The following is a 17,468-nucleotide window of genomic DNA, read 5'->3' as shown; positions in this document are numbered from 1 at the left end:
ACGCACCAAAGTCGTGCGACTTTAATATAGTTATGTGTCTATTTCTATAAGGCTATGATATTTCAGTTAAAAGTAATTATTTTATGAGCTCTCATAAAGTGGGGCCGCCCCAATGCGCAACGCGTTGTGGGATTATTTGCATTTTAAATGAATAAATATCCTGTTTTGCTCTGGCTTTTGACGTTCTTTATATTAGAATGCGCGCAAATTCCGGCACGTATTCTGCTGAGTCTTGGGTTCTAGGCCCTTTTCACTGAGTAGCAATGAATAATAATAAGAACGCTACAAAGAACGAGCCGGTACACATTTTTACCCAATTCACGCTAAAACGCTTAATTAGAAGGACTCTGTTTTTTCCTATGGAATGGGCTAGTGGTTTTTAGCAATGTCCATTTTAAGAGAGAGAACATGCATAGTAAGAGTGCTCCTTTCCATATTTCCGCTGTAGCAGGCGCCGTGTTAGCCGCTTGCTCAAGCCCAAGCGTATATGCCCAAACGGTTACAGTAGACGAAAAACAAATTGAAAAAGTAGAAGTAACCGCAACGCGCAGAAGCGGCACCCTACAAGAAGTGCCTATTAATATCTCAGCGCTAACCTCTGACGTTTTAGACCAACAGAATATTGAAGATCTTGACGGCGTAGCGCGTTGGGTACCTGGTCTTACGGTGACAGATCAAGGTGGACGAAACGACTCTCCAATTATCGTACGTGGTCTAAATACTAATTCATCAGGCCCTGGTTCAAATGGCGGCACGGTAGCCACCTACTTTGGTGATATCCCTCTTTTCCTGAATATGCGTCTTGTAGACGTAGATCGCGTTGAAGTTCTTATTGGTCCGCAGGGTACGCTTTACGGAGCAGGAACCTTGGGCGGTGCTATTCGTTATCTTCCTAAGAAAGTCGATTTAGAGTTTATGTCTGGGGAAGTAACGGGTGATGTGTTCAGCATTAGCGAGAGCGATTCACTAGGTGGAGAAAGCAGTATTGTCTTCAACGCACCTATTATTGATGGTGAATTAGCCGTACGCGCGTCATTGAACTATTTCAATAACCCAGGCTTCCTTGACTACAACTATGTGGTAAAAGAGGGCGGTGTGTCACTGCCAGACCCAGACTGGTCTAATGAAGAAGAGGTGAATAGCAACCTACGTCGTGTTGAAGATGCTAACGGTGAAGATACGCTAACAGGCCGTATTGCAGTACGCTGGGCGCCGAACGACTGGTTTGACAGCACATTGACTTACTTTTACCAAAAGCAGGACGTTGAAGGTCGCTCTATCACACATTACGACGCGCTTTCGGACGAAAATCCTTTAAGCGATGTTATCGGCAAGTACGAATCAGCCTATCGCTACGAAGAGCCGCGTGAAAAAGAAGACGAGCTATTAAGCTTAGAAGTAAGTGCTGACCTGGGCTTTGCAGAATTAGTATCTGCAACCGGTCTATCTAACTTTGACGCGAACGGCCAACGTGACCAAACTGATCTTTTAATTCGTTTAGACTACAGCTATGAAGAATTTCCAGCATTCTCGGCGTACACGGAAGAAGTGGAAGAACGGGAAGTTTTTACGCAAGAACTGCGCTTAGTTTCTCAAACCAGTGGGCCTCTATCATGGATCATTGGCGGCTTTTATTACGACTTAGACAGTGAAGGCAGTAGTAAAGAATTTACACCTAACTTCGATGCTTACGCCATTGACGTGTGGGGTGTAGAAGGCAATTACCGTCCTGATGCACTTGAGTACTTCTCAGTAGATGAAAGCGAGGTTACTGAAAAAGCGCTATTCGGAGAACTTACTTACGAGTTGACGAGCGATTGGGACATTACATTAGGTTTACGTGCATACCAATATGATGTGCATTCACGTTCGGCTGTCGACTTACCGCTTTACAACTCAGTATTTGAACGCAGAGCGTCTGACTCTATCGTACTAGATTATGGTGAGACAGAGGCTGACGATAGCGGCACGTTATTCAAGTTCAACACCAGCTATCAATTTACAGCCAGCACAATGGGCTATTTGACCATTAGTGAAGGCTTCAGAATTGGTGGCGCGAACAGCGTTGGTGCTTGCCCAGATAATGTCGATGATCTGAATAACCAAATTGTTTGTGCTACTCCTGAAGAGCAACTCTTTGAGGCGGATACCACAACTAACTATGAGCTAGGCGTTAAAACCAGTTTCTTCAGAAACAAACTTCAGCTGAATACGGCGCTATTCTACGTTGACTGGCAAGACCCTCAGGTGTCGGGTGCCACAATCAATGGTCAGCAGCCGATTATCGTTAATGCTGAAGGTGCGGAGTCGAAGGGAGCGGAATTCTCGGTTCGCGGCATTATTGGCGACAATATCACGACTTATGCAACATACGCCTACACACAAGCTGAGTTAACTGCAGACGCACCATTCTTATTTGGTGTGTTTGATGAGCAAGGCACAGAGCTTCAAGACTTTTACGATGGTAAAGATGGTGACCGTTTACCGGGAACTGCAGAGCATCAGTTCTCATTCGGTATCACATACAGCCAAGAAGTATTTGACGATAAAATGTTGAATGTGAACTACGGTATCACTGCGCAAAGCGATGTGTATACCACGGTTGGCCTTCGTCAAGATGGTGAGGCGCTGCCTGGCTACGCAGTAAGTAATTTGAACGCGACAATTTCAGATGAAGATTGGTCGGTAACCCTCTACATCGACAACTTATTCGATAAGTATGCGTTTACTTCAACTCGTCGTAACGTAGGCGATATTGGTTTAGGTCAGTTTAACGACACCCTAGAACCAAATGGCATCGAGTTACAGCGAAACTATGGCCATTATGTGCTAACACCGCGTACTGTGGGATTGATGTTTAAGTATCAATTCGGCATGTAGTATAGTTATCGCTATAAGATACAATAAAAAGGCGCTTACGCTTAACGTGTAAGCGCCTTTTTCGTATTAAAACGGTTTTTAAAAAAGATAAAAATGAATACAAGTAACACTCGCTTAGACGACGCCGTAAGGTTTTTATCACAACGTGATTATCAGCAAGCACACCGCTGTTGTGTAGAAGTGATTCAACAATTCGGGCCGCATGCTCACGCCTATTTTTTACTTGGCATTATTCATGTTGAAATCGGACAGATAGAAAAGGCGATTGCCTTGTTAACTAAGTCTAACGAAATAGAAAACCGTTCAATTACCTTTGCCTATCTGGCCAAATGCTTTGCGTTAAAAGGCGACATGCAGCAAGCGCTAGACTGTGTGGCTCGTTCGCCAGTAAAGAGCCTTACCCGTGCTCTCGACTTAGATACGGTTGGCGTTTCATTATCGAGAGTAGGCCTACATGAGGATGCAATCGCCTATTTTGAAAAGGCCCTTGCTTTGGCGCCATCAAATCCGCAATACCACTACAACTATGCAGTCAGCTGCAAGTTTGCGGGAAAATTTGAGCTAGCCAGAAAGCATTTTGAACAAGCCATCGATAACGAGCCTAATTTCTTTCAGGCGCATTTTGCCCTGTCTGATCTCGGCGGCATTTCGCGTGAAAATAATCATTTAGCGCGACTTGAGCCCTTAGCGGAAAAAGTAAAGGCAAACCCCGATGCACGACTTCACATAGGGCATGCTCTCGCGAAAGAGTATGAAGCACTAGGTGATTACACTCGTGTTTTTGAATCCCTGCAACACGCGAAAGCGCCCCAGAAGGCACGTAGTGAAAATACGCTGAAAGATTATCAGGCAATATTTAATACTCTTCATGCTAATTTGCAATCACAGGTTAGCTCGGACGCTTTTTCCACCAATCTTTCTCAAAGCGACGCCCCCATTTTTGTAGTGGGTATGCCGCGCAGTGGCACAACACTGGTTGAGCGTATTTTAAGTCATCATTCGTTAGTTGCCTCTGGAGGAGAGCTACAAGACTTTGGCGTTGCTGTTAAACAGGTAACCCAAACTAGCAGCCAACTAGTGCTTGATACGCCTACCATTGAAAGTGCATATCAGAGTGACGTGGCCAAAATTGGAGAGCTTTATCTTCAGCGTACGGCTTTCTTGCGACAAGATGCAAAGCACTTAGTCGACAAACTGCCGTTCAACTTTTTTTATATCGATCTAATTCGGCAGGCGCTGCCTAATGCAAAAATTGTTTGTTTGCTGCGTAACCCAATGGATACCTGCGTAGGTAACTTCAAACAGTTGTTTTCTATCCACAGCCCTTACTACGCTTACGCCTACGACCTTGAGGTGATTGGACAGCTTTATCAAAGCTTCGAAAAGTGGGTGAGGAAATTTGCTGATACATATCCGAATGCTATTCGCCTGCAATCATACGAGCAACTTGCTCAGAATCCGCAAGCTGAAGTCAAAGATCTATTAGCATTCTGTAACTTGCCTTGGGAAGCGCACTGTCTACAAGTTGAAAACAATACGCTCCCTGTTTCGACCGCCAGTAAAGTGCAGGTTCGAGAGCCAATTAATACAAAGTCTATTGGACGCTGGAAACGATATGAACCGCAATTGGATGTACTTAAGGCAGTGATTTCGCAATAAAGGCACTGCATACGTATTCATTTGTTCTTACATACGCATGCATATTTAACAAATCTGAAACACCTGTATTACTTAGTGTTCACAAAATAAGCAGGAACACACCCATGAAAATCTCTTCTACTACTGCCGCTTTGGCACTTTCGTCTACGTTGTCAATAAGTACCAGTGCTATTGCTTCTCCCACTACTTTTGTACATTTATTTGAATGGAAATGGGAAGATATCGCTACTGAATGTGAAACATTTCTAGGACCTGAGGGTTATGCCGCGGTACAAGTGTCTCCGCCTAACGAGCACATTACGGTGTCTCAATGGTGGGCACGTTATCAACCGGTAAGTTATGAGCTTACCAGTCGCGGAGGTAACAGAGCTCAGTTTGCTGATATGGTGCAACGGTGCAAAGCGTCCGGTGTTGATGTTTACGTTGATGCGGTAATAAACCACATGGCAGCTGGAAGTGGAACGGGAACGGCGGGTAACACATTCGGAGCTAAACAATATCCTATTTACTCGCCGAACGACTTTCACCCGACATGTGCCATAAGTAGCTATAACAATCGTTACGAAGTGCAGCACTGCGAGTTAGTGGGTTTAGCTGATTTAGATACTGACAGCACTTATGTACAGGACACCATCGTAAATTACTTAAACGACTTAATTAGTTTAGGTGTTGCAGGCTTTCGGTTTGATGCAAGTAAACACATGCCAAGTGGAGATATCAATAGCATTGTCGCGCGTTTGAATAACACACCACTGGTTTTTCAAGAAGTCATTGACCAAGGCGGTGAAGCAATTAGTGCCAACGAATACTTTGGAAATGGTTTGGTTACTGAGTTCAAGTATAGCGTTGAAATAGGCAACACTTTCCGTAATGGCAAGCTAGCATGGCTGAGCAACTTTGGGGAAGGTTGGGGCTTTATGCCTAGCTCGAAAGCTGTGGTTTTTATAGACAATCACGATAATCAGCGCGGCCACGGTGGTGGCGGTAACGTTATTACGTTTGAAGATGGCAGGCTGTACGATTTAGCCAACGTATTTATGCTTGCTTATCCCTATGGTTATCCAAAGGTAATGTCGAGCTACGACTTTGGCGGTGATACTGAAAGGGGGGGTCCAAACGTCCCCGTTCATAACAATGGCACATTGGAGTGCTTTGGCAATAACTGGAAGTGTGAACATCGTTGGTCCTACATAGCTGGTGCCATGGCGTTTAGAAACGCTACTGCATCAAATTTTTCGCTAACTAATTGGTGGTCGAATAACAACAACCAGATTGCCTTTGGCCGCGGAGATAAAGGATTTGTTGCCATTAATAAAGAAGACAGCGTGCTATACACGTCGCTCGCCTCAAGCATGCAACCCGGCACCTATTGTAATGTATTAAAAGGTAACCTCAGAGCTGATGGCAGCTCGTGCACTGGAGAAACCGTTACAGTAAATGCCGATGGTACGGTTAACGTTGACCTTGCACCATGGGATGCTCTTGCTATTCATCATGAAAACCGGGTTAATCCAACAGATAATACTGGTGCAGATTGGCAGCGCACCGTGATCTTTATTGAAGCAGAAACCCAAAGTGGACAAGATATGTTTGTTCGCGGTGGGATCGATCATGGCTATGCAGCATCAGTGTTCGGTACGACCTGCACAGATAGTAATTATTTATGTGCCATTCCTGTAAGGCACAACAACCTGCGCAATGCGACAACTTCGCCATGGAAGCAGGGCGATAACTTCCTTGATTGGTATGGTATTGAGTCTGCACAAAGTACTGAAGCAGAAGGAAGTGCAATGGATTGGACAACGAATAACTGGCCTGCTCAGTGGGGCGAGACAAAAGCCGTGGCGTCTGACGGTTTTGGACTTGAACCACTCAATGTTTGGGGACCACACCATTGGATGCTAGACGTTGAAATGGATTGTAGTAAAACAGTAAACGGCTGGTTTGAACTTAAAGCATTTATCAAAAACGGTCAGGGGTGGGAAGCTGACGTAAACCAGTCCAATACACCTTACTCATCAGGTAATCACTTTGCCCAATGTGGCAAGGTAAATCGTTTCGTTTTTGGTGATAGCGCCTATACAATGCAGAATTTTTAGTTGGTCATTTTTCTAAAAATTGGCAAGTAATTAACGCTTACTTACTTGCACTGCAGAAAAACATAGTTAAGCAGCACTGTGTGCTGCTTTTTGCGTTTACCGCTATTCAAAAGTTGCAACCCATTCACACAACGATTATGTTTATAGGTATTTAACTGGTCAAACCAGATTGGCGACACACGTAATCTACGTTGTGTAAAGGCGAACTTTTGTAAGGCTTAATTGAAGCTAGCGTGGACACTATGTCAAAGAACTATATATTAAATACCTATAATAAATTCATGAAACTTCCGTTTGGCAAGAAGCTATTTAGCTGGTACTCAGCGCGAAGAGCACCGTATTTTTCCACTGTTTCGCCAATTATCTCAGACATTAAACCAAACTACTGTGAAGTGCTTATTTCTAAACGTAAAGCGGTAGAAAATCACATTGGAACGGTTCACGTTATTGCAATCTGTAACGGCTTAGAGATGGCAATGGGATTTATGTGTGAAGCGTCAATTCCAAAGAACTTGCGTTGGATCCCAAAAGGTATGGAAGTGAAGTATCCCGCTAAAGCAGACTCAGATATTCGTTGTGTAGCAGAAGTGCCAGCTGACGCATGGAAGCCAGGTGATTTACCTATTTCTGTTAAGGCGTATAACGCTGAAGGCACCGTGGTCGTCGACGGAACCATTACGGTTTGGGTAAGCGAAAAACGCTGATATCCCACTTATATTAAAAGGCCGCGCTTGCGGCCTTTTTTATGCTCTTTTAAAACATTCAATATTAAGTTTTTACTACAGCTACTTTTCTGTTTGACAGAAAATAAAAATCCAACTAAGAATAACCTTGAAAGCGATTAAGGCGCTATATCAGTAGTCTATTTCATTCAACAGTTGGTGTTGCAATTTTGTCTGTGTTTACAACGCAGGTATTAGCGGTGGAAGAGGTTAAGATGTCTGTAATCACAAAAGAGCAAGTCGCAAGAAAACCCTTTATAGATAAGAAAAATTACCCGTACGGCTTTGCCCGTTCAGGAGATTTTTCAATTAATGAAAGTAAGCTTCTTCAGGCTCATGGTAGTTTGTTCGCTGCACTAGTGGACGGGAAAATTACGCCAGAGAATGATGAAGAACAAGCCTATTTGGAATCGGCTCTTGGTCATCGTGACCCTGCAACACCGCAAGAGAAAGCGTGGTTGAAATACCAAGCCAGAATAAACCGTCCAAAAACAGCGAGTATTTATGGCTCTAAGCGTGCTGCTGAACAAGATGTTGACGATGACGACGATATGAGCGATAACAGTGATCTTGATATCGACCTCGATAATTAAGCTTATGCCTTTATGCATCAAAAACGTGTAAAGGCGCCCCTCTTAAAGCAATCATGTTTATTGTTTGCGCTGTTAATTTTGTGTAAATAAATATCCTATTTTCTGTCAAGATTACACTTAAGTCGAAATATTTATCCTAATTATTGCGAATATTGGGATATATATCTCACTTTTACGCAATTTGGTGTTTTATCTTCCTATTACCTTAGATATAGTCGGGGCATCGTCAACGTACGCTGACAAACCCCCCAACCCATTACAGGAGAAAGCACTGTGAAAATGATGTCGGGCGCAGCCATGGTGGTTGAAGCGCTAAAAGATGTAGGAGTGACACACGTGTTCGGTTACCCAGGTGGTGCCGTATTAGACATTTATGATGCGTTATTTGCGCAAGATGATGTCAAACACGTCCTCGTACGTCATGAACAGGCAGCCGCCCACATGGCGGATGGTTATGCACGTTCAACTGGCAAAACCGGCACAGTGCTCGTCACATCAGGTCCAGGCGCTACGAATACTATTACAGGTATTGCTACTGCATATATGGACTCTATTCCGATGGTTATTTTATCGGGACAGGTGCCGTCGAAGCATATTGGTGAAGACGCATTCCAAGAAACTGACATGGTGGGGTGCTCACGCCCTATCGTTAAGCACAGCTTTTTGGTAAAGCGCGCGGTTGATATCCCAGAAGCGATTGCTAAAGCTTATTATATTGCCAACACAGGCCGTCCTGGTCCGGTGGTAGTAGATTTGCCAAAAGATATTGTGAACGTAGCAGAAGAACACCCGTACGAGTTCCCAACTGACGTGACCATGCGTTCTTACAACCCAACTGAAAAAGGCCATCCTAAACAGGTCAAAAAAGCAGTTGAGTCGCTACTTAAAGCAGAACGTCCCGTACTGTATGTAGGTGGTGGAGCTGTAGCTTGCGATGCGTCTGCAAAGGTTATTGAGTTAGCCGAGAAGCTTAATGCACCGGTAACTTGTACGCTAATGGGTCTTGGTGCTATGCCGGGTACACACAAGCAATTTATCGGCATGCTAGGTATGCACGGTACGCTTGAAGCGAACAAGACCATGCATAATGCCGACTGCATCATTGCACTAGGTGCACGTTTTGATGACCGTGTTACTAATAACGTTGATAAGTTCTGCCCACATGCGGATATTATTCACGTTGATATTGACCCAGCATCGATTTCTAAAACCGTAAATGCGCATATTCCTGTGGTAGGTTCGGTAGATAAAGTACTTGATCAAATCTTAAGTCAGGTAAATAAGAAAGACTTATCAGGTCAAAGCGAAAAGCTGGCCGATTGGTGGCAACAAATTGAAACCTGGCGCGCTCGTCAGTGCTTAAACTACGCACAGGGCGAAGAGGTAATTAAGCCTCAGCGCGTTATCGAAGCCTTGTACAAACACACAGACGGTAAAGCCTACGTAAGTTCTGATGTAGGTCAGCACCAAATGTTTGCTGCGCTTTATTACCCTTATGATAAACCGCGTCAGTGGATCAACTCAGGTGGTCTTGGCACCATGGGCTTTGGTTTACCGGCTGCAATGGGTGTGCAGTTTGCACACCCAGGTTCAACCTCTGTTGTAGTAACGGGTGACGGCAGTATTCAAATGAATATTCAAGAGCTATCTACTTGTTTGCAGTACAACCTGCCTATCAAGATTATCTCATTGAATAACCGTGCCCTAGGTATGGTTCGTCAGTGGCAGGATATGATTTACAAAGGACGTCACTCACACTCTTACATGGATTCAATGCCTGACTTTGTGAAGTTGGCAGAAGCTTACGGACACGTGGGCATTAAAGTAGACAAGCTTGACGAGCTAGACGCAGCAATGGAGAAATGTTTCAGTTACACAGATCGCTTAGTGTTTATGGACATAGCAGTAGACCAAAACGAACACGTATATCCAATGCAAATTAAGTTTGGCGCAATGGATGACATGCGCTTAAGCAAGACGGAGCGAACCTGATGAAACGTATTATCTCTGTATTAATGGAAAACGCCCCTGGCGCACTATCTCGTATCGTTGGTGTATTCTCACAACGCGGTTACAACGTCGATTCACTGTGTGTGGCACCAACCGACGACGCGAGCCTTTCGCGTCTAACGATTATCACGCACGGCGACGACAAAGTCATAGAGCAAATTACTAAGCAAGTGAATAAGCTTATTGATGTGCTAAAAGTGGTAGACCTTACTGAAGGTACGCACATTGAACGCGAACTTATGCTGATTAAAGTCGCGACTCGTACAGAGTCGGTACGTGCTGAAGTGAAGCGGAACTCTGATATCTTCCGTGCGCGTATTGTGGATGTGAACGTAAACAACTACACCATTGAAATTACGGGCACCACAGATAAGCTAGATGCATTTGCCACGACTATGGGGCAGTGTGCTGAAATTATCGAATCATCGCGCACCGGTGTGTGTGGGCTTGCTCGAGGTGATAGGGCGCTTCGTCCTTAAGTTTTTTTCTGAGTTTTCGCGCAAAGCGTTTTTTCGAAAGGCTGTCATTAGACAGCCTTTTTTCATTCTAGGGAATTACCCTAAGTATCGCGCCCATAATAGGCTTCTACGCGCAGGGCTACGCCGTATGAGGTTTTAAAATCCTCTTCACGTAGCCATAAAACAAAAGGCTCTACCTCAAAGAATAGCCAATCGCGCAGCATGTTGTTACGCCACCTAAACCCGCCATAGACTTCTTCTACGCGAAAGTTGGGTTGGCTAAGCCCTTCCACCATAAAGTGAGGAATAACGGCGTTATGTTGATCTACCGAAAACAAATGGTGGACCTCGTGACGCCATAGCCAGTCGTTGGTATCGTCGCGGTAGTAGTAGCGATTATTTTGTCGAACCAGGTGCTTTTTATTGATTTCGTATTGAAAAGCGACGCCCACCTCCGCACCCAAACGGTCACGGGTGTAATAGTAAAGTTCGGCGTCGTATAGCATGGCCCATTGTTTAGAAAAGGCAAAAGCATCTCTGTATCGGGTCATCGCATATAGCTGGTCGCGGCGACCAGCACCAATTCTAAATGAGTAGTGAGAGTCTTGCTCAGGACGAAAGCGAAGTGCAATGGTCGTTCGATCGCGGTTGTTATTGCCGGTATCCCTCGCGGCTCGTATTGTGTTGTTCTGTGTCTCGTCTTCGTTATCACTTAATAGTAAATCAACGCGTTCTTTTAAAGCCGGTAGGCGAACTCTTACCCTGAAGCGCAAATCCGTATCCGAGAGCATGCCACTTCTTGGCTCCCAGGCAAGTTGAACACGACCTTCGGCTCTGGCTTCCTTCTGTCCTGAAGCACCTATTTCATCTGAACTTTCAAACAAACCATCAAGCTGTTTAACGGTGAAGTCTATGGTGTCGGTGAAGCTACGCTGCCAAATATCAAACCATTGCTCATTAGGTATTGAAGGAGGCAAGGAGTGTGTACTTTCTTTTGTCGAGTTAGCGCGGTTAGAAAGCGTATTTTCTGGCCGAGCAATATCCCGATAGGTTATACCTACACTGGTCGCATTTACGGGGGAGTTCAACGTGTCAGCAGCTGAGTCAGGTGCAACAGGTAAAGCGAGCAATAAATGGCAATAGACCACGGTAAGGCATAGCATTGCTCACTAACTCCTTGTAAAAATTAGCATAGTTGAATGTTTCGACCATTCGCATTGGGGATATACAGAGCATGGATTGTCCCAACCAAAACGTCAATCTTTATTCATTGAAGTAAATATTCAGGTGAAAGCATCAGCAGGCAATGGCATACTGTGCCAATCGATGTAAGGGAGATTATTTTTATGGGTGGTATTAGTGTTTGGCAGTTGCTGATCATACTGGTTATTGTGGTGCTTTTATTTGGTACGAAGCGTCTTAAAGGTATAGGTACTGATTTAGGCGGCGCAATCAAAGGCTTCAAAAAAGCAGTCACCGAAGAAGACAAAGACGCAGACTTTGAACAAAAGAAGCAAGTTGAAGAAAAGTCAGCAGCAGAGCCTGTTTCAACTAAGACGCAGAGCGACGTTAAAGAAAAATCCTAATGTTCGATATCGGCTTTTGGGAGCTATTGGTTATCGGTGTACTGGCGCTGCTTATTTTAGGGCCAGAAAGATTACCGGGTGCCATGCGCTCAACTATAAATACAATTCGTAGCGTGCGTAATGTAGCAACGGGCTTTAAGCAAGAAGTTGAGCATCAGTTGCGCGTGCACGAATTGCATGAAAATTTGAAAAAAGCAGAGCAGCAAGGGCTTAAAGATCTTTCACCTGAACTTGAACAAAGCGTCGATGAGCTAAAAAAAGCTGCAGAGTCGGTTCAAGAACCTTATAAAAAGCAATAGATGTCTGACGCTAATAACCTTATTTCTCATTTAATTGAATTGCGTAGCCGTATTCTCAAAGCCCTTTTGAGCGTACTTATCGTCTTCATTTGTCTTGCGGCGTTTGCGCAAGACCTTTATAAGCTATTGGCGATGCCATTGCTTGAAGCCTTACCTGAAAATGCGAGCATGATTGCAACCGACGTTGCATCACCTTTCTTTGCTCCGTTTAAACTTACACTGGTGTTATCGTTTTTTATTGCTATTCCCTACGTGCTCTATCAAGTATGGGGGTTTGTGGCTCCGGGTTTGTACAGAAATGAAAAGCGCCTGGTAGCGCCTTTACTACTTTCCAGTACGCTGCTGTTTTACGCAGGAATGGCGTTTGCCTACTTTGTGGTATTTCCAATAGCGTTCGCGTTTTTTACAAGCGTAGCACCTGAAGGTGTAACGGTAAGTACAGATATATCCAGTTATTTGAACTTCGTCTTGAAACTGTTCTTTGCGTTTGGGGTCTCATTCGAGATACCGATAGCCATTATTCTAATGTGCTGGACTGGGGTAACGGATGCTAAGTCTTTACGAGCCAAGCGCCCGTACGTGGTTGTTGGTGCATTCGTGGTTGGCATGTTGCTAACACCGCCAGATGTTATCTCTCAAACATTATTAGCTATTCCAATGTGGTTGCTGTTTGAAGTAGGGGTTATTGTTGGAGGATTTTACGCGGGTAAAACACCAAAAGACGATACATCTACTGAAACAACAGACAACACATAGATGTCAAAAAAAGAAAGGAATAAAAATGAAAACCCGACTGCTATCTCTTGCCACTATTCTGTGCGCGTTTGGGGCGTTTAATGTACAAGCTGAGACAGTTGCTGATGCATTGGAGAAATGTCGCAACACGGATAATAGTTTAAAGCGACTTATGTGCTATGACAGCGTCGCGAAATCACTCAACAAGTACGAAGGTTCAGACGCTCAGATTGAGCAACTACAGGCCTACAAGAGCAACAATGGTAATCAGATGAAGCCTCGCCCAGCGCCTGTCGCTCAGGGACAAGTTCAAGCCTCTGAACCTAAGAATGACTTTGGACTTGAACATAAGCGAGATTTGTCTGACGAAGCTTCTGAGATTGCTGTCACTATCGCTTCAATCAAGAAGAATGTGCGTGATAAGCATGTTATAACTTTCAGCGATGGTTCTGTATGGCAGCAAACTGATGGAACCTATATGAAGCTTAAGGAAGGTCAGTCGGTAGCCGTAGAAAGGGGCTTACTGGGTGCATTTTTCTTAAGTGTAGAAGGGCTTAACAAGCGCATGAAAGTAAAACGCGTAAAATAAATGCCTTGGTTTGATGCTGGCGTCAACTTGCTTGATAAGCGATTTGACGCCGATGAAGTTATACAACGAGCAAAAAATGCAGGGGTAGAAAAACTCTGCATTATCACCACGCACCCCAGTGAATGGGACGCCGCAGTAGCGCTATATAATAAGTATCCAACCCATTGCTGTTACACTATCGGTGTCCATCCTCACAATGCAAAAGATGTCACGCCAAGTGATTACAAGCGGTTACGCGAACTTGCACAACAGAATGGGTGTGTTGCAATTGGTGAATGTGGTCTGGATTTTAATCGCAATTTCTCACCACAGCCCGTTCAATTGGCAGTGTTCGAAGCCCAGTTAGACATTGCGGCTGCATTAGACTTACCCGTGTATCTACATGAAAGGGATGCGTTTGACGAACAAGTCGCGTTATTAACCGAGTATATGCCTCGTATAAAAGGTGGTATTGCCCACTGTTTTACTGGGAATGCAGAGCAGGTCGAGCACTACCTTGCGCTGGGGCTTTACATTGGTATTACTGGCTGGGTATGTGATGAGAAGCGAGGCGAAGCACTACGCGAAGCCGTGAAGTCTATACCTTTAAACCGTCTTATTCTTGAAACAGATGCGCCTTATCTGTTTCCCAAAACCCTTCGACCGAGAAAACGTAATAACGAACCTGCTTTTCTACCCCATATCGCTAAACAATTAGGCGAATATCTGCAAGTTGAGACTGATAAATTACGTATTAGCAGTTATGCTAATAGCTGTGAGTTGTTTTCTCTCAGCTAAACATAGGTTTATATGCAGACAAATCTGAAAGCGATGCGCAAGTATGATGCGGGTCTTATTCTTATCACCCTAGTGGCCGTCGTTGCATTTGTGTCTGTGTTGTTTAGTTTGTCTCCTAACACCAGTGCAACACCACGTTTCTCGCAGCTTACTTATCTCAATGTAGATAATGGCAATGCGCTCGATTTTACTACCATTACTCAAACGCCGCTTACCGACTGGACACCAATATCTTCACCCATTAACTTGGGTATGAACACAAACGTACATTGGTTTTCAATGGTCATTGCGCCAACACAAAGCAATGAAAGTCGATTTCTATTGCACATCGACTATCCCCTTTTAGATAGTTTAGACGTTGCGATTTACAGCCAAATAGGCAGCACGCCTATTGCTACTTATTCAGGTGGCGATGGCCTGCACTTTGACAACCGGCCTGTTTCTCATGTGAAGCCACTATTCCCCCTACCAGTAAGCGCTCAGTCGCAGCGGGTGATTATTCGAGTACAAACCTCTGGCAGCGTACGCCTTCCTATTCGTATATGGGAAGAAACAGAGTTTATTGCCTATACATCAAGCCGTAACCTGGCATTGGGGATATTTTTTGGCATCTTGGTAGCAATGGGCGTGAGTAACGCATTTTTAACGGTAACGACAAGTAACGTGTCGTTCCTTTATTACTCTGGCTATGTAATGAGTTTGGCGCTTATATTGGCGACGTTACACGGCTACGGCTTCTCCTATATGTGGCCGGGAAGCACATGGTTTCAAGGTAAAGCAATTCTTGTGTTTGCTAACGCGACTATTATGTTTGCGGCGATGTTTACGCGAAGCCTACTACCTATTAGAGCCCACAGCGTAAAGCTAGATAAAATCACACAGGCAATCAGTTGGGTGTGCGGGTTAAGTATAATCCTCGGCCTTATCTTGCCTTACTCGTTCATGATAAAGGCGTTCCTGTTACTGCTTAGCCTCATCGTTATTTTTACTCTTGGGTTAGGTATTTGGCTAACGCTCAAAGGGGTGGTCGTAGCACGTTATTTTACCATTGCTTGGGGTTTTCTATTAATTAGTGGGCTAAGTGCGAGCCTTGATAACGTTAATATTATTCAGTTGCCTATTTCGTCAAATAACCTGCTGATCATTGGTGGCGCGGTTGAAACGCTCATCTTGGCACTTATCTTAGCGATTAATTATAGCCACAGTCGCGATGATCTCATTGAGGCGCAGCAGTTCGCGCTAGAGCAGGAAAAACAGGCAAATACGGCCAAAGAGAATTTACTTGAAGTACAAAAGCGTTATCAAGATGACCTGGAGTATAAAGTACAAGAACGCACGTTAGAGCTAGAAATTACGTTACGCGAATTGTCTGAAGTTAACCAAGAACTGGAAAGGTTAAATGCAATAGATCCGCTCACGGGAGCGCACAACCGTCGACATTTCGATAAGCGTCTGCGTTCTGAAGGGCGACGCAGTAGACGTGAGCAAACACCATTATCTCTCATCATTGTTGACGTGGATCACTTTAAGCAAATTAATGATCAACACGGACATGATGGTGGTGACGCGTGCTTAATTCACGTCACCAATGTCTTTCAGAAGCACATCCATCGCCCTACAGATGACTTGTGTCGCATAGGTGGTGAAGAGTTTGCCATTATATTGCCTAATACCGATCTTGAAGGCGCTTTTCACGTTGCCGAAAATATGCGAGATAACCTTGAGTCGACCCCACTTGATTACGAAGGGGAAACCATTAAGCTAACTGCAAGCGCGGGCGTTTCTACAACCATTATTATTGATGAAGAGCACGCGCAAAATCTTTTCAAGTTCGCCGACGAATGCCTTTACGAAGCCAAGGCTGCGGGCCGCAATACAGTAATACATAAACATTTACAGGAAAAACTATGACATCTTCACCTTTCCCTCAAAGAAGAATGCGCAGACTACGCGCCAAAGATGCTTTAAGAGGGCTTGTGGCAGAGCACCGTTTAACCACTGACGATCTCATTTACCCTGTTTTTGTACTACCCGGTGAGAACGCACGAGAAGCCGTACCTTCTATGCCTGGTGTGGAAAGACTTTCTATCGATTTGCTAGTGCAAGAAACGGCGAAATGGGTAGAGCTGGGCATTAGAACGATTGCGCTTTTCCCTGTGACACCTATGTCTCTTAAAACCGAGTGTGCAAGCGAAGCGTTCAATCCTGAAGGGCTTGCTCAGCAAGCTATGAGAGCGCTCAAAAAGGCGTTTCCTGAAGTAATGCTGATGTCTGATATCGCATTAGATCCATTTACGTCTCATGGTCAAGATGGCCTCTTAGACGAAACTGGTTATGTGATGAACGACGAAACAGTCGAGGTGCTCATTAAGCAAGCGTTATCGCATGCTGAAGCTGGCGCTGATATTGTTGCGCCTTCTGACATGATGGATGGGCGCATTGGCAGTATCCGAAAAGCACTTGAAGAAGCAGGTCACATCAATACGTGTATTATGGCTTATTCTGCTAAATACGCGTCTGCGTACTACGGTCCATTTCGTGATGCCGTCGGCTCCGCTGCAAATATAAAGGGCGGCAACAAGAAAACCTATCAAATGGATCCTGCCAACACCGATGAAGCTCTCCACGAAATTGCGCTTGATATAGAAGAGGGCGCTGACATGGTAATGGTGAAGCCAGGTATGCCGTATTTAGATGTTGTGCGTCGTTGTAAAGACGAATTTAAAGTACCGACATTCGCCTATCAAGTAAGTGGCGAGTACGCTATGCATCAAGCTGCTTTTGCTAATGGTTGGCTAAATGAAGACGCGGTGATCCTAGAATCGTTATTAGCGTTTAAGCGCGCTGGCGCCGACGGGATTCTGACTTATTTCGCTCCGCAAGCTGCTGCGCTTTTAGCGAAGCAAAACGACAAGTAATACCAACAACCAAAGGTTCGACAACAAAAAAGCCGTGCAATGCACTAATGCCGTTCACTTAAGGTGAGCGGCATTTTTCTTTCTGCTGTATCGCTGTGGTCTCTTCTTAACTGTTCGGGGGAAGCTGCGTTCTCGCCGTGGAG

At 44.6% G+C, this 17,468-nt stretch carries 15 protein-coding genes; 14 read left to right on the top strand and 1 reads right to left on the bottom strand.

Annotated features, from left to right (window positions below):
* The first annotated feature begins 408 nt into the window (after nt 1-408).
* The 7 genes from MHN09_RS13400 (at nt 409) to ilvN (ending at nt 10,442) form a co-directional block, all read left to right on the top strand.
* Entirely contained in the window at nt 409-2,880 is a 2,472-nt protein-coding gene (locus tag MHN09_RS13400) for a TonB-dependent receptor (RefSeq protein WP_239241058.1), read from the top strand.
* A gap of 93 nt (nt 2,881-2,973) precedes the next feature.
* Nucleotides 2,974-4,539: a tetratricopeptide repeat-containing sulfotransferase family protein gene (locus tag MHN09_RS13395; RefSeq protein ID WP_239241056.1), complete on the top strand. Its 1,566-nt coding sequence runs from the start codon at nt 2,974-2,976 to the stop codon at nt 4,537-4,539.
* A gap of 104 nt (nt 4,540-4,643) precedes the next feature.
* The gene (locus MHN09_RS13390) at nt 4,644-6,638 is read left to right on the top strand and encodes an alpha-amylase family protein (protein WP_239241054.1); all 1,995 of its coding nucleotides are present in this window, start codon (nt 4,644-4,646) and stop codon (nt 6,636-6,638) included.
* 242 nt (nt 6,639-6,880) lie between these two features.
* Nucleotides 6,881-7,342: a hotdog fold domain-containing protein gene (locus MHN09_RS13385; protein ID WP_239241052.1), complete on the top strand. Its 462-nt coding sequence runs from the start codon at nt 6,881-6,883 to the stop codon at nt 7,340-7,342.
* A gap of 233 nt (nt 7,343-7,575) precedes the next feature.
* Nucleotides 7,576-7,953 carry a DUF413 domain-containing protein gene (locus MHN09_RS13380; RefSeq protein ID WP_239241050.1) on the top strand — a complete coding sequence of 126 codons (378 nt, stop codon included), beginning with the start codon at nt 7,576-7,578 and terminating at the stop codon, nt 7,951-7,953.
* 273 nt (nt 7,954-8,226) lie between these two features.
* Nucleotides 8,227-9,945: an acetolactate synthase 3 large subunit gene (locus MHN09_RS13375; protein ID WP_039225051.1), complete on the top strand. Its 1,719-nt coding sequence runs from the start codon at nt 8,227-8,229 to the stop codon at nt 9,943-9,945.
* Nucleotides 9,945-10,442, top strand: coding sequence for an acetolactate synthase small subunit (ilvN, locus tag MHN09_RS13370; RefSeq protein WP_014975513.1), 498 nt, complete (start codon nt 9,945-9,947; stop codon nt 10,440-10,442). Before MHN09_RS13375 ends, ilvN begins: the two co-directional genes overlap by 1 nt.
* An 80-nt stretch (nt 10,443-10,522) precedes the next feature.
* On the opposite strand, the gene MHN09_RS13365 is transcribed toward ilvN, so the two are convergent.
* Complete coding sequence (locus MHN09_RS13365) at nt 10,523-11,584, bottom strand: hypothetical protein (protein ID WP_239241048.1); 1,062 nt, start codon at nt 11,582-11,584, stop codon at nt 10,523-10,525.
* 177 nt (nt 11,585-11,761) lie between these two features.
* Between MHN09_RS13365 and tatA the strand changes: the two genes are divergently transcribed.
* The 7 genes from tatA to hemB are packed head-to-tail and all read left to right on the top strand — an operon-like array spanning nt 11,762 to nt 17,325.
* Nucleotides 11,762-12,007 carry a Sec-independent protein translocase subunit TatA gene (gene tatA / locus MHN09_RS13360; RefSeq protein WP_230633705.1) on the top strand — a complete coding sequence of 82 codons (246 nt, stop codon included), beginning with the start codon at nt 11,762-11,764 and terminating at the stop codon, nt 12,005-12,007.
* The gene (tatB, locus tag MHN09_RS13355; RefSeq protein ID WP_014948087.1) at nt 12,007-12,306 is read left to right on the top strand and encodes a Sec-independent protein translocase protein TatB; all 300 of its coding nucleotides are present in this window, start codon (nt 12,007-12,009) and stop codon (nt 12,304-12,306) included. The genes tatA and tatB overlap by 1 nt, the downstream gene beginning before the upstream one ends.
* Entirely contained in the window at nt 12,307-13,062 is a 756-nt protein-coding gene (gene tatC, locus MHN09_RS13350) for a twin-arginine translocase subunit TatC (protein ID WP_014948088.1), read from the top strand.
* 25 nt (nt 13,063-13,087) lie between these two features.
* Nucleotides 13,088-13,630, top strand: coding sequence for a hypothetical protein (locus tag MHN09_RS13345; protein WP_014948089.1), 543 nt, complete (start codon nt 13,088-13,090; stop codon nt 13,628-13,630).
* Nucleotides 13,631-14,407, top strand: coding sequence for a TatD family hydrolase (locus MHN09_RS13340; protein ID WP_239241046.1), 777 nt, complete (start codon nt 13,631-13,633; stop codon nt 14,405-14,407).
* 12 nt (nt 14,408-14,419) lie between these two features.
* Nucleotides 14,420-16,318 carry a diguanylate cyclase gene (locus MHN09_RS13335; RefSeq protein WP_239241044.1) on the top strand — a complete coding sequence of 633 codons (1,899 nt, stop codon included), beginning with the start codon at nt 14,420-14,422 and terminating at the stop codon, nt 16,316-16,318.
* The gene (gene hemB, locus MHN09_RS13330) at nt 16,315-17,325 is read left to right on the top strand and encodes a porphobilinogen synthase (protein ID WP_039225046.1); all 1,011 of its coding nucleotides are present in this window, start codon (nt 16,315-16,317) and stop codon (nt 17,323-17,325) included. Before MHN09_RS13335 ends, hemB begins: the two co-directional genes overlap by 4 nt.
* The last annotated feature ends 143 nt before the right edge of the window (nt 17,326-17,468 follow it).

Origin of the sequence: Alteromonas sp. MmMcT2-5 (genome assembly GCF_022348315.1) — a bacterium.
Taxonomy (GTDB): Bacteria; Pseudomonadota; Gammaproteobacteria; order Enterobacterales; family Alteromonadaceae; genus Alteromonas; species Alteromonas macleodii.
Note: the sequence above shows the minus strand (reverse complement) of the source record. Positions and strands in the feature narration are given on the sequence as shown.